At 43.8% G+C, this 24483-nt stretch carries 20 protein-coding genes; 6 read left to right on the forward strand and 14 right to left on the reverse strand.

The features are described from left to right. Window positions 1-171: 171 nt before the first annotated feature. A complete protein-coding gene (locus BMX50_RS26255) occupies window positions 172-723 on the reverse strand; it encodes a 5' nucleotidase, NT5C type (protein ID WP_091217241.1) in 552 nt (183 codons plus the stop codon). A gap of 66 nt (window positions 724-789) precedes the next feature. Between BMX50_RS26255 and BMX50_RS26260 the strand changes: the two genes are divergently transcribed. Both BMX50_RS26260 and BMX50_RS26265 read left to right on the forward strand, forming a co-directional pair. Further along, window positions 790-1539, forward strand: a complete 750-nt coding sequence (locus tag BMX50_RS26260) for a DeoR/GlpR family DNA-binding transcription regulator (RefSeq protein WP_091217244.1) — start codon at window positions 790-792, stop codon at window positions 1537-1539. A 12-nt stretch (window positions 1540-1551) separates the two neighbouring features. Further along, entirely contained in the window at window positions 1552-2730 is a 1179-nt protein-coding gene (locus BMX50_RS26265; protein WP_091217247.1) for an MFS transporter, read from the forward strand. Window positions 2731-2856: 126 nt separating this feature from the next. Here the strand turns inward: BMX50_RS26265 and BMX50_RS26270 are convergent, their stop codons facing one another. The 6 genes from BMX50_RS26270 to BMX50_RS26295 form a co-directional block, all read right to left on the reverse strand. Continuing rightward, window positions 2857-3327, reverse strand: a complete 471-nt coding sequence (locus BMX50_RS26270; RefSeq protein WP_091217251.1) for an SRPBCC family protein — start codon at window positions 3325-3327, stop codon at window positions 2857-2859. A gap of 180 nt (window positions 3328-3507) precedes the next feature. Next, the gene (locus BMX50_RS26275) at window positions 3508-4344 is read right to left on the reverse strand and encodes a sulfurtransferase (RefSeq protein WP_091217256.1); all 837 of its coding nucleotides are present in this window, start codon (window positions 4342-4344) and stop codon (window positions 3508-3510) included. A 59-nt stretch (window positions 4345-4403) separates the two neighbouring features. After that, on the reverse strand, window positions 4404-4877 hold the full coding sequence (locus BMX50_RS26280) for a ribonuclease H-like YkuK family protein (RefSeq protein ID WP_090533971.1): 474 nt from the start codon (window positions 4875-4877) through the stop codon (window positions 4404-4406). Between the two features lie 674 nt (window positions 4878-5551). Continuing rightward, window positions 5552-6283, reverse strand: coding sequence for a lysophospholipid acyltransferase family protein (locus tag BMX50_RS26285; RefSeq protein ID WP_091217261.1), 732 nt, complete (start codon window positions 6281-6283; stop codon window positions 5552-5554). Between the two features lie 38 nt (window positions 6284-6321). Beyond that, window positions 6322-6882 carry an NUDIX domain-containing protein gene (locus BMX50_RS26290; RefSeq protein WP_091217266.1) on the reverse strand — a complete coding sequence of 187 codons (561 nt, stop codon included), beginning with the start codon at window positions 6880-6882 and terminating at the stop codon, window positions 6322-6324. A gap of 58 nt (window positions 6883-6940) precedes the next feature. Further along, window positions 6941-7177, reverse strand: a complete 237-nt coding sequence (locus BMX50_RS26295; protein ID WP_091217269.1) for a hypothetical protein — start codon at window positions 7175-7177, stop codon at window positions 6941-6943. Between the two features lie 149 nt (window positions 7178-7326). On the opposite strand from BMX50_RS26295, the gene BMX50_RS26300 reads away from it, so the two are divergent. Then, window positions 7327-9198 (forward strand): M1 family metallopeptidase, encoded by a 1872-nt coding sequence (locus tag BMX50_RS26300; RefSeq protein WP_091217273.1) that lies wholly within the window; start codon window positions 7327-7329, stop codon window positions 9196-9198. Window positions 9199-9391: 193 nt separating this feature from the next. Here BMX50_RS26300 and BMX50_RS26305 read toward each other — a convergent pair whose 3' ends face one another. Beyond that, window positions 9392-9820 (reverse strand): pentapeptide repeat-containing protein, encoded by a 429-nt coding sequence (locus tag BMX50_RS26305; RefSeq protein WP_091217276.1) that lies wholly within the window; start codon window positions 9818-9820, stop codon window positions 9392-9394. 343 nt (window positions 9821-10163) lie between these two features. Between BMX50_RS26305 and BMX50_RS26315 the strand changes: the two genes are divergently transcribed. After that, entirely contained in the window at window positions 10164-10658 is a 495-nt protein-coding gene (locus tag BMX50_RS26315; protein WP_091217283.1) for a DUF6265 family protein, read from the forward strand. A 19-nt stretch (window positions 10659-10677) separates the two neighbouring features. Here the strand turns inward: BMX50_RS26315 and BMX50_RS26320 are convergent, their stop codons facing one another. After that, window positions 10678-11469, reverse strand: a complete 792-nt coding sequence (locus BMX50_RS26320; protein WP_091217287.1) for a helix-turn-helix domain-containing protein — start codon at window positions 11467-11469, stop codon at window positions 10678-10680. A gap of 279 nt (window positions 11470-11748) precedes the next feature. On the opposite strand from BMX50_RS26320, the gene BMX50_RS26325 reads away from it, so the two are divergent. Next, complete coding sequence (locus BMX50_RS26325) at window positions 11749-12747, forward strand: hypothetical protein (protein ID WP_091217290.1); 999 nt, start codon at window positions 11749-11751, stop codon at window positions 12745-12747. A 302-nt stretch (window positions 12748-13049) separates the two neighbouring features. Here the strand turns inward: BMX50_RS26325 and BMX50_RS26330 are convergent, their stop codons facing one another. From BMX50_RS26330 to BMX50_RS26350, 5 genes are all read right to left on the reverse strand, one after another. After that, window positions 13050-15266, reverse strand: coding sequence for an alpha-galactosidase (locus BMX50_RS26330; RefSeq protein WP_244281106.1), 2217 nt, complete (start codon window positions 15264-15266; stop codon window positions 13050-13052). 14 nt (window positions 15267-15280) lie between these two features. Then, window positions 15281-18619 carry a DUF5107 domain-containing protein gene (locus BMX50_RS26335; protein WP_091217299.1) on the reverse strand — a complete coding sequence of 1113 codons (3339 nt, stop codon included), beginning with the start codon at window positions 18617-18619 and terminating at the stop codon, window positions 15281-15283. A gap of 14 nt (window positions 18620-18633) precedes the next feature. Then, window positions 18634-20025 carry a sugar porter family MFS transporter gene (locus BMX50_RS26340; protein ID WP_262494048.1) on the reverse strand — a complete coding sequence of 464 codons (1392 nt, stop codon included), beginning with the start codon at window positions 20023-20025 and terminating at the stop codon, window positions 18634-18636. Window positions 20026-20221: 196 nt separating this feature from the next. After that, on the reverse strand, window positions 20222-22183 hold the full coding sequence (locus BMX50_RS26345; protein ID WP_091217307.1) for a glycoside hydrolase family 97 protein: 1962 nt from the start codon (window positions 22181-22183) through the stop codon (window positions 20222-20224). Continuing rightward, window positions 22180-23214 (reverse strand): aldose epimerase family protein, encoded by a 1035-nt coding sequence (locus BMX50_RS26350; protein WP_091217310.1) that lies wholly within the window; start codon window positions 23212-23214, stop codon window positions 22180-22182. Before BMX50_RS26350 ends, BMX50_RS26345 begins: the two co-directional genes overlap by 4 nt. Window positions 23215-23443: 229 nt before the next feature. On the opposite strand from BMX50_RS26350, the gene BMX50_RS26355 reads away from it, so the two are divergent. Further along, window positions 23444-24340 (forward strand): AraC family transcriptional regulator, encoded by an 897-nt coding sequence (locus tag BMX50_RS26355; protein ID WP_091217313.1) that lies wholly within the window; start codon window positions 23444-23446, stop codon window positions 24338-24340. The last annotated feature ends 143 nt before the right edge of the window (window positions 24341-24483 follow it).

A 24483-nucleotide genomic window follows, 5' to 3' on the forward strand; every position in this document is an offset into this window, starting at 1 on the left:
ATTCATAGCCGTTGACTAAAGTCAACGGTAAGGAAGTACCGTTATGGGCTTCAGCCCAATTATTCAAGCGATATTTTGGCTAAAGCCCCTGTTTTTCAGTCATTATCCCGTCGACTAAAGTCAACGGCAATGATTCTTATACAATATTTAAATAATTCTTTAAATAGTTCCTCAGGCTTCCTGCACCTCTTTTTCAAATAGGTTTAATACTTCATCCCAATTGTGGACCCGTATGTGCTGATGTTCATTTTTGTTGTGATGGGCATTGAACATGATCGCCTTACCGCTACAATAGTCGAGGTTCTTACAATGGTCATCTATCATGTAATCGGTATGGATGATGCTTTTATCGCCGCACAGTACAATGTTGCGCCAGTTGATAAACGGGAAATACTCCTGAAGCCATTCCAATTTTTCGAATAACGACAGCGGGAATTCCGTAGCGGCCGATACAATGTAAACCTCGTAATCTTCCATCAGCTTTTTAACGGCCTCAATAGCGCCCGGCATAACCGGCAGCGTACGGAAAAACCCGGGTAAGTTCAGAGATGCCTTCGTTACAGCATCCAGCGGAAAAGCCTCCGCATGGGATAAGCCGTCTATAGCTTCAAGGGTTGTTGTAATGCCATACAACTGTTCGTAATACCTGATCAGTTGCGGCTCGACATCGGCCATAACGCCGTCCATATCGATAGCAATGGTTTTCTTTTCTTGCGTTTTCATGCAACAAAGCAAAGTATAATTGCAATATTTTGCAAATTAATTATAACTTTGCATCATATTGCAAACATGGTAAGAGAAGAAAGACTCCAGATCATATTAGATCACCTATCAAAAGATAACAAGGTTATGCTTGCCGAACTGAGTGAAAAACTCAACGTATCGGAAGATACTGTACGCCGCGACATCAAAGTACTTGCCGATCAGAAGCTGCTAACAGCTGTAAGAGGGGGCGCAGTTGCCCACTCCCCTATCCCGCACCATTACCGGGCAAGGGAAAAGCACGATGTCGCCTCTAAGAAAGTAATCGCATCCAAAGTACTAAGCTTTTTAAAAGACGGCCAGGTTGTACTTTTTGATGGTGGCACATCGACATTGGCAGTTGCTGAAAGTTTGCCCGATGACTTAAGGATCACTGTAGTTACCAACAGCTTCCCGGTTGCAAATGCACTTGAAGATCATCCAACCGTTGAAGTAATATTTGCAGGAGGTCGCCTGTATAAATCATCGTTTACCACCATCGGTCACGAAACCATCAATGCGTTCAGGAACATCCGCGCCGATCTTTGCATTTTTGGGATCTGCAGTGTACACCCTACCATCGGCATCACCACCAGGGATTATGAAGAGGCCGAGATCAAGAAAACGATGATCGAGGTATCGAAAGAAACCATCGCCCTATCCACCTTAGAAAAAATAAACAAAGCCGATCCTTACTACATAGGGCCGGTGACACAACTGGACACCATCATTACCGATGTATCTCCCGACGATGAAGAACTTTCGGCATACAGAGAAGCAGGCATCAACATCATTTAATATAACAACAACGTGAAAAAAAGTTTACTACCACTGACTTTGGGTGGCCTCGGCATTGGAACTACCGAATTTGTAATGATGGGCATGCTGCCGGATATTGCCAATGATTTCCATACCAGTATCCCTGTTGCCGGTCATCTTATTTCGGCATATGCATTAGGTGTGGTTATTGGTGCACCATTATTGGTTGCTTTTACCAGCAGTTATCCGCCTAAAAAGATCCTGACTGTATTGATGATTATTTTTACAGTTTTTAATGCATGTTCGGCCTTTGCTCCCAATCATTACGTTTTATTGTTTTCAAGATTGTTGGCCGGCTTACCACATGGCGCGTTCTTTGGCGTGGGCTCGGTAGTAGCTACCCGCCTTGCCGAGAAAGGTAAACAGGCCCAGGCCATATCTGTCATGTTTGCCGGGCTTACCATTGCCAACCTGCTCACCGTTCCGCTGGGTACTTATATCGGTCACCATTATTCATGGCGCTATACTTTTGGGATGATAGCAGCAATAGGCTTAATTACATTAACATTTATCCAGTTATGGCTGCCACAGTTGGCCCCTAATAATGCAGGAAACATACGTTCGGAGCTTTCATTTTTCAGAAAAAAACAGGCATGGCTCATCATCGGTTTAACTGCCATTGGTACAGGCGGTCTTTTTGCCTGGATCAGCTACATCGCCCCGCTCATGACCGAGGTTTCAAAGTTTTCGGCCAGCAGCGTGCCTTATGTGTTGGTATTAGCAGGCCTGGGCATGGTGGTAGGCAATTTTGTTGGTGGTAAACTGGCTGATAAAGTTTCTCCGGTAAAAGCCTGCCTGATATTGATGATCACCATGGCCATATCGCTGGTTGTGATCTTCTTTGTGTCGCAAAATCAAATCCTGTCGCTTGTCATGACGTTTATAACAGGCGGGCTTTCAATGGCCGCGGGATCGCCTATTCAAACCTTAATGATCAACACTGCCAAAGGTGCCGAAATGCTCGGCGCAGCAGCTACACAGGCTGCCTTTAACATCGGTAACGCCTTGGGTGCGTTTTTGGGTGGCCTGCCCATTGCCTGGGGATTAGGCTTTACCTCTCCTGAAATTGTCGGCGTGATCATGGCCTCGACAGGCGCAGTGTTTGCATTGACGCTGAGCAGGCAAAAAGTTAAGGTAGTTGAAGAAGAGGCTGTGTTGGTGGGGGAGTAAAATGATAATCTACCGCGGGCTTTCAGCCCGTGGTGCGCATCGTTTCAGCTTTCAGCTGAACATATTGTAAGCTGAAAGCTTACATCATACTTCACCACGGGTTACGCTGCGCTAAACCCGCGGCAGTTACTTGTATTTCCCAAACAGTTCCTCAATAGCCTTAACCCGGTAATCAAATATCTGCTCTACCTTACCTTTAACAAAAACGGTATTCGCTAACCGGCCAAACACGCCATAAGGAATGGCGTAATGCAAAAGATCGGTCATGAGTACGCCGCCTTCAATAATTTTAAAATGGTGCTGATGGTGCCATAAAGCGTAAGGGCCGAAACGCTGCTCATCAACAAAATATTTTTTATCATCAACATGGGTGATCTCCGTCATCCAGTTCATGTTGATGCCTAACAACGGTGATATTTTATAGGTAATGATCATTCCCGCATACATTTTGGTTGTTTCGGTATAATCAGAAGTCACCACAAAACGCATATCATTCGGAGTGATCTTGGCCAGATTTAATGGCGACGAGAAAAAATCCCAGGCCTGATCAATGCCAATGGGAATAGATTGTTCTCTTTTTAAAACGTATGTTTTCACAATGGGGTAACAGGGGGGAATGATAAGTGTTTTGACATTGAATTATACCGCAACCCGGCGATAAAAACAAAGAGATAAAATCATGTCATTGCGAGCGCAGCGTGGCAATCGCATGCTATACAGAGCGACCTTGCTTCCGTGCGATTGCTTCGTGCCTCGCAATGACATACTTTTTTTATCCTACCTCTCTTCCTTCCCTATCGGCAAATCCCTTCTCGACCATTCGCTCCAGGAGCCAACATAAAGCTTAGGGCCGCTGATACCTGCGTAATCCATACCCAGCAGGGTATGGCAAGCTGTAACGCCAGATCCGCAGTGAACAATCACCTGGTCATGCGCTACGTCACCAATTGCTGCATCGTATGCCTTTCGTAACTCATCAGCAGATAAGTACTTACCGTCAGCACCCAGGTTGTTGATATAAGGCAGGTTTAATGCACCGGGGATATGACCGGCTATCAAATCCAAAGGTTCAGTTTGGCCTAAATAACGTGGCGTTTCGCGCACATCAATAACTAATCTTGAAGGATCCTGTGCGGCTTCGCCGGCCTCAGCAATTTCAACAGTATTTGCATACTCGTGCGTTACCGGGTACGGATCAACCGCAACCGGGGTGTAAGCCTCGGTGCTTAGCGCTACACCGGCATCCTTAGCGGCCTGTAACCCACCATTTAATACCTGTACGTTTTCATGGCCAATTGCCCTCAACATCCACCATAAACGTGATGCGCTGAAAGCACCCGATTTGTCATCATAAACCACAACGTGGCTCTTAGGTGTAATACCCCAGTTACCTAACAGTACAGCAAACTCCTGTATATTAGGTAGCGGATGCCTGCCGCCAAAGGCGGGATCATCGGGTTTAGTGGTAAGGTGCTGATCAAGGTCGGCGTAGATGGCGTGGTTTAAATGACCTGCCAGGTAACGCTGGTAAGAGTCCTGCCCTCCGCGGGCATCAATAAGAATAGTATCCTGTGCGGCTAAAGCCGGGTCGTTGATTTCAATAAGTGGCGACATAGGTATATCTGATATGTTTTAATATCAAATATAGATACACCGCTTTAGTTTCGGCAAATTTACTGTACTATTTTGTTTGCACAGTATGAACTTGCGAAAGCTTCGGGCTTGGCCTTAAACACAAAGCCCATGCTCAGGATGTAACCCATAGCCTCATGCAGGGCAGCGTTACTCTTAAACATCGGGTTAGTGTTAATGTCGGCATGCACCTCAAGCTCCACATCATACAGGTCAAGCAAATCGCAAAGCTTATAAGCAATATCGATAGACTTCTGAACCTCGCTCAGCATCCTTTCTTTAATGCTCATTTTTTGCGAAGTACGCTCCTGGTGTATGAACATGAAAGCGCCGCGTTTTTCGCGCAGGAACACGATCACGGTTGCAAAATCTGTTACAGATCCTTTAACTTGTGAGTCGGTGCCAATACATACTTTTAGCTTGTTACCAAGGAGGGCTTCGCGTTCAATTGCCTTTTCAACCTCTTCCATAATGGGCGATTGGATTACTTCGCCGCTGAATTTTCTCCAGGTCATAAAAATTATTTTAGGTAAATTTTAGGCGACCTCTTTTATGGGTCTATAAAAATAAGCGATAACGTTTCATATTAACGTAAATATGATATGATTTATTTGTTAACATTTAACTGATTATTAACAGATTAATTGTATTTCGGATTTGGGATTTGGGATTTCGGAAGTGAGAGGAAGGCGTTTCTACTATAACTCAATTACTGGTCGAAGTTTAGCGATAGCGTAACTTCGTCCTAAAACAAGGCAAGCATTCTGCTTGCGGGATAGAAAAGCAAGTCGAAGTACAGTTAAGCTGAAAGCTTAACACATTCCAGGACAAAGTTACGCTGTCGCTAAACTTCGATCAGCAAAAGGAATGTGCATAAGTTGAACCCCTCTGGGGTTCAGGTAAGGGGTAGAATGTTATTTCTACAAACCTTTTCTCCCTCTGGGAGATTTCTATAATTTAATAAACAAGTATTAATTAAGATATACTTAAGGACAGGTGCACCAGAGGTGCAAAAGGTTTGTAGCATAAAAAAGTACAGCAATACCCTTTGCACCAGAGGTGCAAAACAAAATGCCTTGTTGATTAAACGACAAAACAATTTTGTAGGCTAACTTAAATCTGCGGGAGACCCTGGGGAGACAGGGAATAAAAAATCCGAGATCGAAATTCCCAAATCCGAAATCCGAAATTAAGATAACGCAGCCTTGATCCTGTTCTCGGCTTCAAGTACTAGGTCGCCAACCGGGGTTTTACCGGGCTCAATGGGTTCAAGTACTGTCCAGGTCATGGATATAAAGGTATTAAGCGGATAAAAGCCATACCGTACAACTTTCCAGCTGTCTTTTATCGCGATAGGTACCAGCAATGCCTCAGGACATTTTTTCAAAAGCATAGCAACACCTCCCGGTTGAAAAGACCGCACTACACCGTCTTTAGAACGGGTACCTTCGGGGAAAATCACTGCCGACCAGTTATTGGCTTTCATTCGTTCGCCCAGCTTCATCATTTCTGTAGTAGCCTGCCTATGATCCTTCCTGTCGATATTGGCCCCACCACCATGTTTCAGGTTATAGCTGATAGAAGGAATGCCTTTGGTAAGCTCTATTTTAGAAACAAACTTAGCGTGATATTTGCGCAGGTAATAAATCAACGGCGGTATATCAAGCAAACTCTGATGATTGGCTAAAAATATGATTGGCCTGCCCACGGGCAAATTTTGCTTATTGATAAAAGTTACTGTATCGCCCGTGATATAAAAAGTGCGAAACAGGCATAGGTTCAGGATATCAACAGTACGTTTATGCGCTGCATAGCCAAAAAAACGAAAAGCGATCCACTGGATAGGCTGAAAAACAACCAGGGCTAAAAAAAATGCAATTATGGCAAAGGGCGACAGGATATAGCCTAATAACTTCTTCATCAATGGGCAAAGTTATATTTTTTTCAATAATGCTGTAGTTACAAACGGTTTTCTGTTAATAGCAGTTGCACTTTAAGTACCGCAGCTACAGTCATGGAATCTGTAATTTCACCATCGCAAACCATACGATAAATTTCGGTAAAAGGTACTTTTTTAACAATAAGTTGTTCGGTTTCTTCGGGTTCAGCCTCAAACTGCTCAAGGCCGCGGGCCAGGTATAATATACTCAACTCATCGCTTACCGAATTACTGAGATGCAGGCGCTGAATTTCTGTCCACTCTGAGGCTTTTAAACCGGTCTCTTCCAGCAATTCACGTTTGGCCGATTCAAGCGGATCGGTTCCTTCGGGACCGCCACCTTCGGGCATTTCCCAACTGTACTGATTTAGTGCAAAGCGAAATTGCCCTACCAGGTAGGTATTCAAATCAGCATCTAAAGGTAAAACGCCGATAGCCATGTTTTTGAAGTGGATCTTACCATAAATGCCGGGATTACCGGAGGGATTAATAACCTGGTATTCGGTTAAGTTGATCCAGGGGTTATCGTAAATGTTTTTTTGGGACGTTATTTTCCAGGGGTTATCTTCAGGGTGATGCATGGCCTAAAAATAAGCGATTATGGTTAGATTGGGGAATAATTGGCCTGGAAAAGTTTATCTACTCCGCTATATACTCCAGTTTTACCTGCACGTTCAAATCTTCATGCATACGGGCAAACTGCCGCGGGTTACGGGTAAAGTCGGGATCGGTATCCATATAAATGTTTATGATCTTAACCATTTCGGGGTGTTTATCGGTGCCTATATTATAAGTAAGTCCTTCGCCGCTTTCTAAATTTTGTTTTAGCTCAAGGTATTGCTTACCGGTTACAATGATCATTTTTTCGGCAGTCATGGCTCCTAATTATTATAAGTTATAAATTATTTCAAACCGTGCTGTTATACCCTGTAAAATGCCGGCGATACAAAATTATCGCTTATCCGGGTTCTGCCTGCGGTTTATTATATTTACCTCAAATATAACTCATATATATATCAGCATACATGATCAGTATTAAAAAATTACTGCCTTTTATTTTAATCATTGGCAGTACAACCACATTTGCCCAGCAAACCTTACCCATAGCCGTAAACCTGCAAAACACCTATACCAAAGGGACAAGGACAGCAGCCGGCGCCCCCGGAAAAAACTACTGGCAAAATACTGCCGACTATAAGATCAAGGTAAATTTTGATCCCAAAACGCGCCTGGTGAGCGGTACAGTTGGTATAGATTATTTTAACAACAGTCCTGATACATTAAAGCGGGTACAATTTAAACTATACCCTAACTTATATAAAAAAGGATCGGTGCGCCAAATGGCGGTTTCTGCAGATGACCTTACCGATGGCGTACATATCAGCAGTTTGAGCATTGATAATAAAACGCAGGATAGTACCAAACGCCGTATCAATGGCACAAATATGACGCTGCGGGTATCTCCCATCGCTCCCAAACAAAAAGTACACTTCGATATCAGTTATGCTTACACTTTAAACAAGGGCTCTCATATCCGCACAGGCCAGGTTGATACAGGGGCGTTCTTTATCGCCTATTTCTTTCCTCGCGTAGCAGTTTATGACGATATTGATGGCTGGAATGATTACCCGTACGTTGGCGCACAGGAGTTTTATAATGATTTTTGCCACTTCAGTGCTGATATCACTGTGCCCGGAGATTATAAAGTTTGGGCAACCGGCGATCTGAAAAATGCTGCAGAAGTTTATGACAGCCGTATAGTTAAACGGATTGCAGATGCCGGCGCAAGCGATAAAGTAACAGATATCATTACCGAAGATGATGTTAAAGCAGGCAATATCACCAAAAACAATCCAACCAATACCTGGAAGTTTGAGGCCGACAGTGTGACCGATTTTGTTTTCGCTACCAGCAACCATTATTTGTGGAAAGCATCGAGCCTGGTGGTTGATCCTAAAACCGGCAGGCGTACCCGTGTTGATGCCGTGTTTAACGAAAAGCACAAGGATTATTATGCCGTGGTTGATTACGCCCGCAAAACGGTAGAAGTAATGAGCTACAAATTCCCGAAATGGCCATATCCATACCAGCATGAAACCGTTTTTGACGGTCTGGACCAGATGGAGTACCCTATGATGGTGAATGATAACCCGCTCGAAGATAAAGCAGACGCCATTGAGCTTACTGATCATGAGATCTTCCATACCATGTTTCCATTTTATATGGGTATTAACGAAACCAAATATGGCTGGATGGACGAGGGCTGGGCAACCATAGGCGAGTGGCTGGTTAGTCCGGAGATAGATCCTTCAATTGTTGACCCTTACGGCGTTTCGGCTGTTGAGCAAAGTGCCGGCCATGAGGTTGATGTGCCTGTGATGACGCTTACGCCTATGCTTACGGGTACGGCCAGCTTTACCGACAGTTATCCTAAACCGGGCCTGGGTTATTTATATGTAAAAGATATGCTTGGCGATGAGCTGTTTACTAAAGCCCTGCACTATTACATTGCACAGTGGCACGGCAAACACCCTATGCCATACGACTTTTTTAATTGTATGAATACCGGCGCAGGCGTAAACCTTAACTGGTTTTGGAAAGCCTGGTTCTTTGATAATGGGGTAACCGACCTGGCGATAAGCAAAGTAACTAACACCGGGTTAAAATACAGTGTTACTGTTACCAAAGTTGGCAGCAAGCCAATCCCCGTTAACTTAACCCTTAGCTATGCCGATGGCACTACCGAACTGGTGCACAAAAGCATAGCTGTTTGGGCTGCCGGTAACAAAACAACTTCTGTTAACTTCACCGCAAAACAAACAGTCAAAAAGATAGTACTTGGCACCACTTACGATCCGGATAGCAATAAAAAGGATAATGTGTGGGCAAGTAAGTAAAAGCGAAAAGCTGAATGCAGAAAGCCAAAAGCTAATAATGTAACAACGTTAAAAAAAGCGTCATTGCGAGGTACGAAGCAATCCCTAATAAGCAGAGCAACTATGCATATTTGCCCTGTAAAGTCGGGGATTGCTTCGTACCTCGCAATGACGCTTTTCTTATTAGGTTTTAAACAGCTTCTTATAGTTCCCCCTATTTCTGTTGATATACCCTGATCAGCTCCGCCACATCAATCCCATTAATTTTCATGCCGCTCAGGTTACAGTCCGTAATATTCACATTGCTCAGGTTACAATCGGTTATGGTGCTACCCTGTAAATCGCAGTTCTCAAATTTAAGCGGCCGTTGTTTTGCGGTGGGATCATATGCGGGATGACCTTCGGGCGGCATACCAATATCATGGATGTAAGCGCCGCCAAGCTGCGCATATTTTATCTCCAGGTCGCTCAGGTTAGCATCTTCAATTTTAAGGTTGATGATGCATACATCCTTAAAACTTGCATTGTTCATCATCATTTGCTCAAAGGTTGAACCGTTGAGCATGGCACATTTAACATCAAGTATCTTTTGAGCTTCTTTTATGGCGATCACTTCGGTGCCGTTAGTTGCTGAATTTTCCATGATTTGCTGTTGGTTTAATCAAATATCTTAAAAATGATCATCATCGCAGAGTTACATACGCGACAAATAAAGGGTGCATTTGCGACAAGCAACCGTATACCTTTCCACTCAAAATTTAGGATAAAGCCATTTTTAAATATCTTAACTAACCGTTGGTTAAAACCAACGGCAATGAATTTAAAAGCAGATCTAAAATTGGCATATTCAGTATTCAGTTTCATTGCCGTCACTTTTAAGTGACGGATCAGTTATAAACCAAGCCCGGCTTTAGCCACACCCGACATGCAGGTTTATATTTGATTTGCCCCTCTTAATTTGTAATTTCAATTAATATTCTCCGCTCATGATCCTGTCCCGCCATTTTAAATCGCAGTTACTTACGTTAGCCTGCGTTACACTTGCTTATACCGGCTCTTATGCCCAACAAAAATCCAGCCCTATCGCACAAGCCAAATGGCTTATCGGCAGCTGGAGAAATCAATCGGCAAAAACACTGGACACCGAAACCTGGAATAAGCTTAATGATTCCACATTTCTTGGCAGAAGCTATTCATTAGCAGGCACAGACACGGTATCATCCGAGCATATCAGATTGGAACAACACGTCGGCAAACTTTACTATATCCCAACAGTAAAAAATCAAAACAACGGCAAAGCGGTAACTTTTACTCTTACTTCAGTAAACAAAAAACAACTGGTGTTTGAAAACCCGGAGCATGATTTCCCGCAAAAGATCACCTATACCCAAATAACTAAAGACTCTTTACTCGCCGAAATATCAGGGCTAAGAAAAGGAAAGCTAAAGGCGATACAGTTTCCGATGAAAAGGGTTAAATAGCCAATGAGCTACTTTTATATTATTGCAGTAATTCAGCTACATCGCGGCCATAAAATTCTTTAAACAGTTTCCTGAAATAAGCAGGAGTTTCAAAGCCGGCAATATATGATATTTCGGCCACGGTGCGGTATTTACCGCTATTGATCGCTTCCATCGACATCTGTAAACGGATCCTCCGGATGTAATTATTAGGTGTAACCCCCGTGGTATTTTTTATACGCCGGTGCAACTGCCTTTCACTTAAGCCCATTTCGCTGCTCAGCAATACAATCCCCAAATCAACTTTCCCAATGTATTTTCTTACCAGCGTTTCAAGTTCGTAAAGCCATAGCTGATCGGCAATGGAAAGCTCACTGATCGGTTTGAGGAGATGTGTACGGGTAAGATCTCCCCCTTTTAATATTTCGCTGTTTTGGGCCGATACAAGCGATGTCCTGCTAAATTCTTCCAGCTTCTTTTTATCGGTAATATTTTTGGCGATGGCAAAAACCAATTCCTGGCTTTTTACAGGCATCGATGTCCACGAAAGCCATACTATTTCCCCGCTTTTAGTTACGTACCGGTTCTCAAAATTATATAGCGGATTGTTTTTCTTGATGCTCTCCCGTTTACTGGCGGTGATGCTCCTGTCTTCAGGATAAACAAACGAATCGATAGGTTTTGCAAACAGTTCAACTTCGGTATAGCCTAAGGTTCTTGAAACAGCCGGATTAATTTTTTTAAAGTAACCGTCGAACCCGGCCACACACAACCAATCGGGCGACAGGTGAAAAAAGTACTCCAAGTCAAAAATCTCTTTCAGGTTTTCCATGCAAATTGTCGTTCCTATTTTGCCTGGCGTTGTCATATGCCCGGCAAGCAATATCATATAGCCACAGGTTGTGAAATGGCCGATTCAAAAGAAACCATTTTTTATGATACAAGCAGCCATTTATTTCATACTGGCAGGATTGTTTAATAAAATGTCAGTCTTGTCAACTTTCAGAAACCTATTTACCGATTCCTGGCAATATCGTCAACTGCAATATCGTGTTTTGCTGATCCTGTACGATGGCAGATTTCATCGTTTTTTTATATCATTACGGGTAATATGAAAACCCTATACCCAAACACAATTAAACTCATTTCCTTTGCCTTACTGGCTATATCATTACAAAGCTGTATCAAACAGCCCGGAGCCTGGCGAAACGACCAGATCCCCGGCGGTAAACGCGACGATTTTCACAAACTTAATGAACAACTGCTTCGCAACCTGCGCACCAACAATGCCGATGATATCAGCAACATGGAATCGCAGGAGATGCTGGAGGATAAATCAAACCTGAGGCAAATTGAACTGGTAGGCAACGCAGCGAAAACCACCGATTATGATATTTACGATGAATATTATATCGTAAACAAACATCGTAATACGGATACAATAAGCAATTTATCGGCCGGCATTAACAGCTATAAAATGGTTTATAACGGCATTACCCATGAAATGTACATTGCCTTATTTTTACCAAAAGATAAAAATCTGCCCAACCAGGAGATGATCACCGCCATGTATGCCAAATACGATTATGGCTGGAAATTAACTTCAGTAAACGTAAACACTTATAAAATCAACGGCAAAACGGCGCCCGAGCTTTACCAGCAAGGGCAAGAGAAATACGACAAACAGCACTTTGCCGATGCCCGTTTAACGCTCGAACTGTCTTTACAATGTACCGCCCCTAATGATTACTGGCAATATCTGCATGATACCGATGCAGGTAAATTATTTCAGGATGCTGCCGAAGCAACTGTAAAACAATACCATTTTCCGGTAGTAATTGATGGTGTTGCAGGAGAACCGCGGGTGTTCCGGTTAGGCAATCAAAAGAACAGTCATGGTTGGTTCCCGGTAATTTATTATGTTACCAAGGTAAACATTGCCGATACCAACGCGGTAAAAAGCGAAAACCTGCAGATTGGGAAGGTGATCAACAAATTGCTTCCCGGCATTACTGAGGATAAGGATTATATTTTTTACTCTGCCTGCAGTAAACTACCGTTGACTTCGGCGAGGGTTGAGCATTTTGATATCACAGATAAGTTGAGGTAAGTTATTTTTTTATGTCATTGCGAGGAGGCACGACGAAGCAATCTCGTAGCTATACAGGGCGAACATACATTGGCTACGAGATTGCCACGCTGCGCTCGCAATGACATGGTTTTTATTAGGCTATTACTGGTCGAAGTAAGTCGTGAATTACGATCCAACAGAAATAACATCAATAAAAACGTCATTGCGAGGTACGAAGCAATCCCAAACTATACAGGGCGGACCTGCTTATAGGGGATTGCTTCGTACCTCGCAATGACGTTTCTTTTTTAACTCTTATTGTTTGCCTTTCGTCGCCGCTATCAAATTGCTTCCAGCTGCAGCACCACACTGGTATGGTAAGCACTGGCTTCAGGATTGATACCTACGTTCATCAGGAAATCGCCGGTAAAGGTTAAATCTTCGTTTCCTAATACCGAACCTGTGCCCGGGTAAAGGTTGATCTCTTTTACACGGTATTTCTTGTTAGGGTCGAGACCTTTCAGGCGTACAGGTACTTTGCTGCCTGAGCCGTAACGGTTATTCACCAAATAGTTAAACATAACCGCTTTTGATTTATCAGTATTCACATACATGATAGAAGCAGCGTCGTTATCCCATGGAGAAGCTAAACGGTACTGATCGCCGTGCCAAATCACATCTTTCAGTGCATCATAATTTTTCAGGGCCGACTGGCAAAAGCTCAGATCGTTTTCGCTTAGCTTACCTATCACAATATCAAAGCCCATTTTACCCATCATAGCCACATCCACACGGTATTTAATGGGTTGTTTGCCCCAATCGGTTACGTGGTTTGAGCTGGTAATAGCCGGGTAGAAGAATGAATATTCCCATTGTATAAACACACGCTCCAGCGGGTCGGTATTATCACTTGGCCAAAACTCGGTGAAGTATTGCAGTGCACCGTAGTCAACACGGCCACCACCGCCTGAGCAAAGCATTAAAGGGACTTTAGGATATTTAGCGCGAACGCGTTTTAATACGTTGTACAAACCATTTACATAATCAACATAAATGTGCGACTGGTCTTTTTTCAAATAAGCCGAGTAAGCATTGTAGATAACCGCATTACAATCCCATTTAATATAAGCCAGATCAGGATTTTTAGTGAACAGGTTATCAACTACGCCAAATACAAAATCCTGTACTTTAGGGTTAGCCAAATCAAGCACCAGTTGATTACGGAAGTATTTTTCAGGACGGTTTGGCTGTTTAATAACCCAATCAGGATGGGCTTTGTACAGATCGCTGGCAGGGTTAACCATCTCCGGCTCAATCCAGATACCGAATTTTACACCGTTGGCCTGCGCTTCTTTCACTAATGAGCTGATGCCGTTAGGCAGCTTTTGTTTGTTCTCTTGCCAATCGCCCAAACCTGCATTGTCGCCGTTGCGCGGGTGGCTGTTACCAAACCAGCCGTCATCCAACAAAAACAGGTCGACACCCAGTTTTTTGGTATCTTTTAACAAGCCTGCAAGCTTACTTTCATTAAAATCAAAATAGGTTGATTCCCAGTTATTCAACAATGTAAGCCTTGAGCCTTCGCCATCAACAATTTTATATTTGCGGGCCCAGCTTTGCAGCTTGCGGCTGGCGTCACCCTTGCCATGGTCAGAGTAGGTATACAGGAAAGCAGGCGTAGTAAATTCAGCACCCGGTTTTAAATGATACTCGGATGCAGCATTATTAATACCTGCAATAATTTTCAGGTTGTTGGCTACATCCAGCTCAAAATCAACCCTGAAATTGCCCGACCATTCCATAGCGCCATAAAATACCTTTCCTTCATCTTCGGTAGCAGGTTTATCTAACGATATGGCAAACATCGAGTGCTCGTACAGGTTGGCACGGGTACCCAGTTTGCTATCGATAGTTTTAATACCGTGGGTTAAACGGGCTTCTTCCGGCTGCACTTCCATGGCCCAGTTACCATGGTATTGTTTTAACCAGAAACCACCTGTAGTATTACCTTTTAAGTTCAGGTTGGCCGAAGCATATTTGTTAAGCGTTACTACGCCCTTCTCGTTGTGTTTAATCACCGACCATTGTTCGGTAACATCCTCTTTAAAATAGGTTTTGTAATAAAGTTTTACCTCAAAATCATAAACAGGATCTTTAAGGGTAACCACCAACAATGAAATATCATCATCAACCTTACTTACGGTATGGCTGACATAGGTTAAATTTAATGATTTATTACCGTCGGCATGGGTAACGGTAATGGCTGGTTCGCCGAGGCTGGCCGATCCTGATGGCGTATAAACATCATTTTGTACGCCTGAATCATCGGCCTGTTTGTACATTTTCTGGATGCGGGAATACTCTGACGTATTGGCAAGCTTTGCGCCCAGGTACACCATGTTCAGGTGTTTTTCAGCATCAGTTTGCAGCACTATAGCGTTGTGCTGGGTTTCAACAGGGATAGTGGTTACATCCTGTGCTGCTGCCCTGCCGGCCAGCAGCATTGAGCCTGCAAAAAGCAGGCCCAGTGGTAAAGTTTTTCTTTGAGTAGTTCTCACGTGTGATTTTTGGTTTAACCGGCTACTTCGGTAATTTGGTTTATCATATTTTGATGGATCCTCGCCCCAAAGTGCCCGGCATCAAGTTTCAGAACTTCGGTAAAGGCCTTTTGTGCCTGCTCAAAATCATGTAAACCGAGGTGTCCCAGTCCCTGTAAAAAGTAGCAATGCACCCTGTTCCTTACCTGCAGATCATCTTCAAAAATGAGCAAATTTGGCAGCGAGACGGCAAAGTAATCAATTTTTACGTTATCATCCATGTGCCCGATACCATAATTAAGCAGTTTTTTGAAGATACGCTCTGCTGATGTACTGTCACCCAGACATTTTTTAGATAAACCCTGATAAAAGATCTTATCAGGCTGTTGATCGTTATAAAAAACTGCCGCTGTTGGGTCTTCCAAACCGATGGCTGCCTTTTCAAAATAAGCCTTAGCTTCTTCTGTTTGCTGCAGGTTTTCATAAGCCTTACCTAACCAGTAAAAGATGTCGTTTTCCTGGGTGCCGAACAGTTTGCCTTCGCCTAAATTATGGGGATAGCTTTGTGCCTGGGTTAGCTGTTCAATAGCTTCATTATTTTTACCCTCGCGGATGTTTTGCTTGGCCATTTCAACCAATGATGCAACATACTGGCCGGAAGCCTTGCCTTCGCCACCCTCCCATGGGTGGAAAGTTCTTTGCGTTATCTGCTCAAAAGCAGCCTGGTGTTCGCCTAAAAAGTTATATAACGTTGCGCGCTCCAGGTAAACATCATCACGCAGTTTGGCGGTTTCCAGGTTAGCTTCAACAAATTTCAGGCGTGCATCAGCAGGGCGATTCAGCTTTTTGTATAGTTGATCAAGCTCCATCAGGATGCGTGCATCCGTTGTATCCAGCGCAAAGGCTTTTTCAAAACATGTTAACGCTTTTGCCGGATCATTACGCTTGTTGTAATAAGCTATACCCAAATTCCTGAACACGGTTGGGAAAGTATCATCCAATTGTGCCGATGTTTCCCAGGCTGCAATGGCATCATCATATTGCAGTTTATCGTAAAACAGGTTGCCTAAGTAATAAGGCGCTTTGGCATCTGCTGACACCAGGGCAGCGGCCAATTTCAACACGCTGATATCTTCCAGCCTGTCGGGGAAACACAGGTATGAATCAGCCGCCGAAGCCAGTTTAAAGTACACTGATGCCTGTTCATTATTGCCCAACTGGCAGGCAAAATAACCCAGGTAATAATATACCATAGGACTGGTGGCATCGCCATTAACAACATAATTCAGCAGATCGGCAGCTTCCTGGTACAGGCCTGCATTAGCGTAATCAAGCGCGTATTCAATGTAGTTTTGATAATAACCACGTGATAGTTTAGTCAGTTCATTAAGGCTGTCCAAGGCTTTTTCTTCATTGCCCAAAGCTTTGTAAGCATAAACCAGCTCAAACAACGCGCCTAAGTTAAACGCATCCCTTTTGATAGCTGCAATGCTTACTTCAACAGCCTCTTCAAACCGTTCCAGTTTACGGAAAGCCACCGAACGTAAAACATAAGCTTTGCTGTTGTTGGCGTTCCTGTCTAAAGATGACAGAGAATGATCAAGCGCCAATTCATAACCGCCGTTTTCCAGGTCGATCTGTGCTACCGAAAAGTAGCCGCTGTCTTTCCAGGCATTGCTCCAGGTGGCTTTGTAAAAGGCCTTGTAAGCTTCATCTTTTTTACCGAGGAATTTCAAGGCCAAACCTAAATTGTAATAGCACTCGCTATCGTAAGGGTTAGGGTTGCGCTGAGTAATGGTTTCAACCGCCTTGCGGAAATATGGCTCGCTTTTAGCAAATTGCCCGCGGCGCAGGTACCATAAGCCTAAAGCATTGTTATTGCGGATATCCTTGGCGTCGCGGCGTAAAGCTTCTTCATAATATGGTACCGGGCTGTAAGTAGCATGACGGTACTGCTCCAAATGCTGGGCGGTTAGAAACAACTGTTCATTATTTTCCACATCGGCAGGCAGCAGGGCCGGTTTGGCCGGTTCCGGGATGTTATTGAGTTTGTTGCTTGCCGCATCATACTTAATTAATTCTTTGCCTGCTGCTGAGTGCACAGTAAGTAATAGAAGATTCTCGTTAACATCTTTAATGGCTATCTCGCGGGTAAATACCTGCTCGGGTACAATACAAACCTGCTCGCTTAGTAGCACCTTACCATCGTGTTGTAGTTTAATGTTCAGGTTGTTTTGCTCACCGGTTACGTATACTTTTAACAGCAGCTTGCCATCTTCATAATTCAGCGCCAGCAAGATATCTTTGGTAGCATTTTTAATTACACCAAGCTCGCGGTATGGCATAAAGTATTGGGTAAAATGCTTTTCTTCATGCGGCATCAGCCAGGTAAAATCGGGCTGGTTATCGGTAAACATTCCTGTCATCAGCTCAATATATGGGCCATCTTCGTCGGTCAGGTTCCTGTCCCAGGCAACACCGAAATCGCTGTGGCCCCAGGTCCACTGTTTTTTGCCGGGCGATACATGATGGTTGGCAACATGCAGTAAGCCAGCTTGTGAATCATGCTCATATCCCCCCACAAAATCGTAGTTGGAGTTGATAGCCATGTATGATGTTGGCACCGGGATATTTTTATACCTGGAGATATCTGTACCCGGCGAATAATCAACCTTATAATAAGTGCCTGTAGCAATTGGAAAGGTAGATACATCACGCTTGCCGTGATCAAATACCGCATTCACATCAGGCGGGAAAACCGACTGGTAATCGTCATTAACCTTTACAGCCGGGTTTGCCCACCATAAAAAGGTTTGCGGAAGTGCCGAGCGGTTGTACAGTTTGGCTTTTATTTCGATATAAGCCTTATCCGGGTGCAGGGTAAAGCCTGCCATGCCCTTGGTATGGAACATGCGCTCCACCTCGTTAACCCAAACAGTTTTGCTGCCGTCGGAGTTTTCTTCAATTTTATAATCAACCGGCTCAAAAGTGCTTGGGCGGTGGTGCTGCGGCCAGTTAAACTCAATACCGCCCGAAATCCAGGGACCGGTTAAACCTACCAGCGCCGGTTTAATTACCTGGTTGTGGTAAATAAAATGACGGTCTTTGATCTTGTCATAAGCCATCTGAATGCGGCCGCCAAGCTCAGGCAGGATCAGCACTTTAAGGTATTTATTTTCCAGGTACAGGCCTGTGTATTCCTTATCTTCTTTTTCGTCGTAAATTTTTTCGATAACGGGGTTAGGGTACACCTTGCCGCTGCTGCCCTGGTAAACCCGCTTTTCAAAAAACATGGGGTTTTTATCGGGCTTGCCTATACCGTAGGTTGGGATAATTACCTTTTCCTCCCAAACATTTACATCCAAATTATTCATGTAGCTTATAATTATTAATGTCTTATTAAATTCTCTTCTAACTCTTCAAGGGTCTGGCCTTTGGTTTCTTTCACTTTCCGCAGTACAAACAAAAAGCCCAAAAAGCAGATCACCGCGTACATATAAAACGGTCCGTAAGTACCCAACACCTTAGCCAGTATCGGGAAGGTGAACACCAGTATAAAATAGGCACCCCATAAGGACACGATGGCAACTGTTGATGCCGCGCCGCGGATCTTATTAGGAAAAATCTCCGATATAAGCACCCAGGTTATAGGTGCAAGCGAAAGCGCATAGGTACTGATGGCCAGCAATACAAAAACCGACACCAGTTTTGCCGACAAGTGATTTTGCAGCAGGTAGGCCAACACGATATAAAATATAGACAAACCTAAGGAGCCAATGAGCATCAACGGCTTACGGCCAAGCTTATCAACCTGCCACATAGCCAGCAGCGTAAATACCAGGTTAACTATACCGATAGAAACAGTTTCAAAAAGTTGCTGGTTCAAACTTGAACCCACCGAAGCGAAGATGGTTGACGTATAATTAAACACCACGTTAATACCGCAAAACTGCTGAAACACCGCCAGCGTGATACCTATCAGCACAGCAGGACGTACAGCTTTTTCAAATACCGCGCGGTATGATTGCTTGCCTATCCCTCCTTTCAATGACTTTTCAATGGCTTCTTTGGTAGAGACAACAAATTCTTCGGAGCCTATTTTGTAAAGTACCTTTTCGGCATCTTCATTCCTGCCTACTTTCATTAGCCACCTCGGGCTTTCGGGCAAGAACAATACACCCAGCATAAAAACTACTGCAGGCACGGTACCTAAACCAAACATCCATCGCCAGGCGTTATCGCCGGTATCGGCCAAAAAGTAATTACACAGGTTGGTGATCAGGATGCCCAGTACTACCGTAAGCTGATTGATGGCCACGTTACGTCCGCGTACTTTGGCCGGCGAAATCTCGGCAATGTACATGGGGCAAAGCATGGATGCCATCCCTACGCCAACGCCGGCTGCAAAGCGCATGGTAATAAAATAGGCAAGCCATGTTGATACCGAAATGGCTAATGACGATACCGCGAAGATGAACGCGGCAATCATCAGGCCCGGTTTACGCCCAAATTTTTCGGCAATGCTGCCAGCAATGATACAGCCCACAATACAGCCCAGGGCCAGTGAGCCGGTCAGGAATCCTTCCCAAATAGGATCGAGCCCAAACTCTTTGCGGAGGAATGGTAATGCACCCGATATTACGGCAAAATCAAAGCCGAACAGGTAGCCGCCCAGCGCCGAAATAAAGGAGATCCCTATAATATAGCTGCTGTTAAACTTAACTTCTTTTTTTAAATCAGTGATCATTTGATAATTGGTTGTCTTCTTCTCTTTATAAATCTACTTTAATTAAGTTTTAATGTAGAGACGCATAATTGCGTCTCTCGCATGCAATTTAAGTTTGCCTATCCACCTTAAAATCTGCTTGTCCTACGGGAGACGCAATTATGCGTCTCTACAAAAACATTTTTTCAATCGCTTTTAAATAACTTCTAACAATCTATTATTCATATAAAACTACGTTATACTTTCACCTCTACCTCCCGTGCAGGTGTACAACCGCGCCGCCGCCTGGTGCCAGTTTCAGGTTTAGTTTGGTTGACCGGTTAACGGTGATAGTTTTATGCTCATATTTTTCTGCATTCTTATCTGCGTCGGCGGCATCACTGTATAGGTCTGCTGTATAACTAACGCCTGCAGGCAGGAAAGAGAAATCAACATTGACGTCCCTTGCATCCCAGTTGTTCATGGCACCAACATACCAGTCGCCGCCTTTCTTTTTTGCTATCGCGATGTATTCGCCAACTTTGGCATCCAGCGGTTTAGTTTCATCGAAAACGGTTGGCACGGCCGATAAATAGGCTTCGATATCCGGGTACTTTTCATACTCGGTCGGCGAATCACAGAATACAGCCAACGGCTGATCAAACACCACAAACATGGCCAGCTCATGACAGCGGGTACCTTGTGTTGAAGGTAGTCCCTCAGCTATAGGCTTAAAAGTATCTTTTGATTTGTTACGCATAGAACCCGGCGTATAATCCAGCGGACCGCCCAGCATCCTGATGAAAGGGAAGGTAGTATGATGTACCGGATTGGTGGTAAAATCCCATTTCGAGCATTCCTGTCCACGTACAGCCTCGTAGTTCACAATATTGGGATAAGTGCGCTGCAAACCGGTTGGCTTTGAGCAACCATGAAAATCAACCATTAAATGTCTTTTGGCAGCACCTTCGGCAATTACCTGCAGCCATTTGATAGCCTGCTGATCATCCCGGTCAAAAAAATCGACTTTAATACCAACCGCGCCAATCTCTTTCAGATAATCCAAATTGGCATCCAGGTCTTTCAACAAAGGCGAAGCAACACACCAAACAAAAATGCCTACATGTTTTTCATTAGCATGCTGAATTACCGCCCGGATATCGGTTTTTTGAAGACGTTTTTTAACATCATAATTATCGCTCCAACCGGCATCTATCATCATGTATTCCAGCTTGTTTTTGGCGGCGAAATCGGTATAAAAATTATACAGCTGCGTGCTCCTGTTTTCCATCCCCGATGGAATTGGCGCACCGGGCAGGATAGCATCATGCCACCACTCCCAGGCCGCTTTACCAGGCTTTATCCATGCAGTATTTTCCAATACCGACGGCTTCGATAACTTGTAAATAAGCTGATTATTTAATAAATTTTTGTCATCATCGGTAGCGATAAGCACGCGCCATGGGTATTCTTTTTTACCGGGTTCTTTGGCGATATAATTTTCGCGCGAGGTTACTACCGAAACAAAATCACCCCAGCTGCCCATTTTGGTAGTAGCCGGGTAGCCTGCCCATTCGCCAATAATATTGCCGTTTTTCTTTTTAACGTACATGCCGGGGTAATCAAACAGGTCGGCTTCGGCAATAACCAGTTTTACGCCATTGTTGTAACTGTACAACGCTGGGGTGATGGCATGTTTATCTTCTTTTACTTCGCTGATGGATTTGTATTGGTTATAAGCCAGTTCCCAAGCGGTGTAATTGTCGGTTTCGGCAATAGTTGTGCCGGGCGCACCTTTCAGGTTAAAGCCAGCCTGCTCGCTTATTACTTTCACCGAATCTTTTAAATCGGTAACAAAGCGATAAGCAACACCTTCATTATAAGCGCGTACCAGTAATTTGTAATTACCTGCAAAACTGATAGCTAATTCGTTATAATTATCGGTAAGTACAGCGGCTTTGCCGTACAGCGGGCGGATGGTTTTATTTACTGCCGATGGTTTGACGCTTAAAACTTTGGCGCTTGCACCAAGGGTAGTTTTATCCAGCTTAAGGCCAATGGCCGATGGCGAGATCAGCTGGTTGTTTTTATAAGTCAATGAATAGCTAATACTGTCGTTCACGTTGAGCTCCAGTTTCAGGTTATTATCGGGCGATTTAACTGTGTAGGTTTGCGCCGACGCCGCAAGGGCAAAAGCAGATAGCATAGAAAATATCAGGGCGTGTTTTTTCATATAGTGCCGAACTTGTATAAAATGCTTTGATCGTAAACATCGCCTGCCTGTAATGTGGCCTGCGGGAAATTAGGGTGATTAATGCTATCCGGATAATGCTGGCATTCCAGGCAAAGGGCATCAAACGGTTTTGCCGACTTACCGGTATGGGTTGGCGAGGTACTGCTTAAATAGTCGCCAGTGTACAGGAAAACGCCCGGATAATCTGTATAGACTTTAAGCGTACGACCCGATTCTTCGTCGGTTAAAAGAGCGGCATAAGCCAGTTTGTTCTCTTCCGTTTCTGTATCGATGATATAAAACAGGTTAAGCCCTTCAACCTTGCTTTCATCTATTTTAAATTTATCACTTAACTTGTTATTGCTGAAAGCCTTTTGCCGGGCAGGAATAATAGCTCCGCTTGGCGTATAATCTTCGTACGAATCCACAATGTATTCCGACGATATGGTAAGCTTATGGTTATAGATCTTACTCTTAAATGCCGACAAATTAAAATAGGCATGATTGGTAAAATTGGCTATGGTAGATTTATCGGTAGCGGCTTTATAATTGATCAGCAGTTCATTATCATCGCTCCAGGTGTAGGTAACCGTAAGTTCTAATGTACCGGGGTAGCCGCCATCTCCATCAGGGCTGGTCAGCGTCATGATTACGCCATTATCAATAGCTTCGGCAGCGAATACGCGATAGTTAAAGCCGCTTTTGCCTGCATGATTGGAGTTTTTTCCGTCGTTAGTGTCCAAATAGTAGATTTTGCCATCCAACTTGAACCGGGCATTGCCAATGCGGTTGGCGTACCGACCTATGGTTGAGCCTATATAACAGGTATCATTTAAATATCCATCCAGATCAGGGAAGCCCACCACCACGTTTTCGAGCTGTTGCTGCTTGTCGGGCACCACAATGGATACAATGGCTGCACCATAATTGGTAAGCTTAACATAAGCCCCATTTTCGTTTTCGATCCTGAAAAGGAACACATCGGCACTGTTAAGCTGCCCCCATAAACTGGATGAAGTTTTAACAGCCATGCGCGTATTGATATTTAAATTGATATTTCATGTATTTATCTGTCATTAAACAGGCGGTTACCTGTTTTAGTCCCTAATTGGTTTTGGTAAACCTACTATGAAACAGCGGTTAAAAAAATGGATATTTTTCAAAAAGTGATGGATAATACTATCATTATGCCACAGCAATTGAAAACTTGCTTTGATCAAAAAAATAAATACCTTTAAGCACCAATTATGCTGTAATGTTATGAATGCGATAGCCGAGCCCAAAAAGCGGATCAAAGAAGGCTTTATAGGTCAAAAAATGATCGTATTGCCGCCAAACATTAAAAAATCCATCACCAATAATGCTTTGATCAAGGGCTTTTACCTTACCGCCATAGGCTATTACCCCAAGGCTGCTTATCACGACCGGGAGCGCCGCACCGGCAGCAGCGAATATATTTTACTTTACTGCATTGATGGAGAAGGCTATGTTTATTTAGGAGGGCAGGACCATGTGCTTAAACCCAATACTTTTTTCATCATTCCGCGCAACGTGGCGCATCGTTACAAAAGCTCCGAAACCAATCCCTGGAGTATTTACTGGGTACATTTCAGCGGCTTAAATTCGCAGCTCATTTATGAACGTTCACTTGATAACGGGCAGCCCGTGGTGCAATCCGTTCCGTATGATAGCAGCCGGATAAAGCTATACGAACAGATCTATGCCGTGCTTGAACACAGCTATCATGAAAAGGAAATGGAGATCGTAAATATCAACCTGCTCAGCTTCATCTCCTCGTTGGTGTATTACAAACAAACCAACCCGGTTGATTATGATAATGATTTTGTGAGCAATTCTATCGCTTACATGAAAAAGCATATCAGCCAAAAGTTTGAGGTAATGCACCTGGCTAAGCAACAGGGCATTTCGGCATCGCATTATTTGCGGTTGTTTAAACAAAAAACAGGCTCATCGCCTATCAACTATTTTAACCTGCTCAAAATCCAGGCTTCCTGCCAATATCTTTATTTTACCGACAGAAGTATCAAGGAGATTTGCTCAGACCTGGGTTTTGATGATCCTTATTATTTTTCGAGGTTGTTTACCAAGCTGATTGGCATGTCGCCGTCTAAGTATCGGAAAACACATAAGCGGTAGACGGGAGGAGATTTCGGCTGAAGCCGGTTAGGTTGATTAGCCTTTATCCGTCGGTTAAAACCGACGGCAATGAAGTCTTTTCTCTTTTGGGCTTTTTTTTCAAAAACTGGGATTTAAGAATCACTTCCAAGCCGAATTTGCTA

Origin of the sequence: Mucilaginibacter gossypiicola, assembly GCF_900110105.1 — a bacterium.
GTDB classification, from domain to species: domain Bacteria; phylum Bacteroidota; class Bacteroidia; order Sphingobacteriales; family Sphingobacteriaceae; genus Mucilaginibacter; species Mucilaginibacter gossypiicola.

Coding starts and splice junctions, on each gene's coding strand:
- BMX50_RS26255 (WP_091217241.1), bottom strand. CDS start 723: ATGAAAACGCAAGAAAAGAAAACCATTGCTATCGATATGGACGGCGTT.
- BMX50_RS26260 (WP_091217244.1), top strand. CDS start 790: ATGGTAAGAGAAGAAAGACTCCAGATCATATTAGATCACCTATCAAAA.
- BMX50_RS26275 (WP_091217256.1), bottom strand. CDS start 4,344: ATGTCGCCACTTATTGAAATCAACGACCCGGCTTTAGCCGCACAGGAT.
- BMX50_RS26280 (WP_090533971.1), bottom strand. CDS start 4,877: ATGACCTGGAGAAAATTCAGCGGCGAAGTAATCCAATCGCCCATTATG.
- BMX50_RS26285 (WP_091217261.1), bottom strand. CDS start 6,283: ATGAAGAAGTTATTAGGCTATATCCTGTCGCCCTTTGCCATAATTGCA.
- BMX50_RS26290 (WP_091217266.1), bottom strand. CDS start 6,882: ATGCATCACCCTGAAGATAACCCCTGGAAAATAACGTCCCAAAAAAAC.
- BMX50_RS26295 (WP_091217269.1), bottom strand. CDS start 7,177: ATGACTGCCGAAAAAATGATCATTGTAACCGGTAAGCAATACCTTGAG.
- BMX50_RS26300 (WP_091217273.1), top strand. CDS start 7,327: ATGATCAGTATTAAAAAATTACTGCCTTTTATTTTAATCATTGGCAGT.
- BMX50_RS26305 (WP_091217276.1), bottom strand. CDS start 9,820: ATGGAAAATTCAGCAACTAACGGCACCGAAGTGATCGCCATAAAAGAA.
- BMX50_RS26315 (WP_091217283.1), top strand. CDS start 10,164: ATGATCCTGTCCCGCCATTTTAAATCGCAGTTACTTACGTTAGCCTGC.
- BMX50_RS26320 (WP_091217287.1), bottom strand. CDS start 11,469: ATGGAAAACCTGAAAGAGATTTTTGACTTGGAGTACTTTTTTCACCTG.
- BMX50_RS26325 (WP_091217290.1), top strand. CDS start 11,749: ATGAAAACCCTATACCCAAACACAATTAAACTCATTTCCTTTGCCTTA.
- BMX50_RS26335 (WP_091217299.1), bottom strand. CDS start 18,619: ATGAATAATTTGGATGTAAATGTTTGGGAGGAAAAGGTAATTATCCCA.
- BMX50_RS26345 (WP_091217307.1), bottom strand. CDS start 22,183: ATGAAAAAACACGCCCTGATATTTTCTATGCTATCTGCTTTTGCCCTT.
- BMX50_RS26350 (WP_091217310.1), bottom strand. CDS start 23,214: ATGGCTGTTAAAACTTCATCCAGTTTATGGGGGCAGCTTAACAGTGCC.
- BMX50_RS26355 (WP_091217313.1), top strand. CDS start 23,444: ATGAATGCGATAGCCGAGCCCAAAAAGCGGATCAAAGAAGGCTTTATA.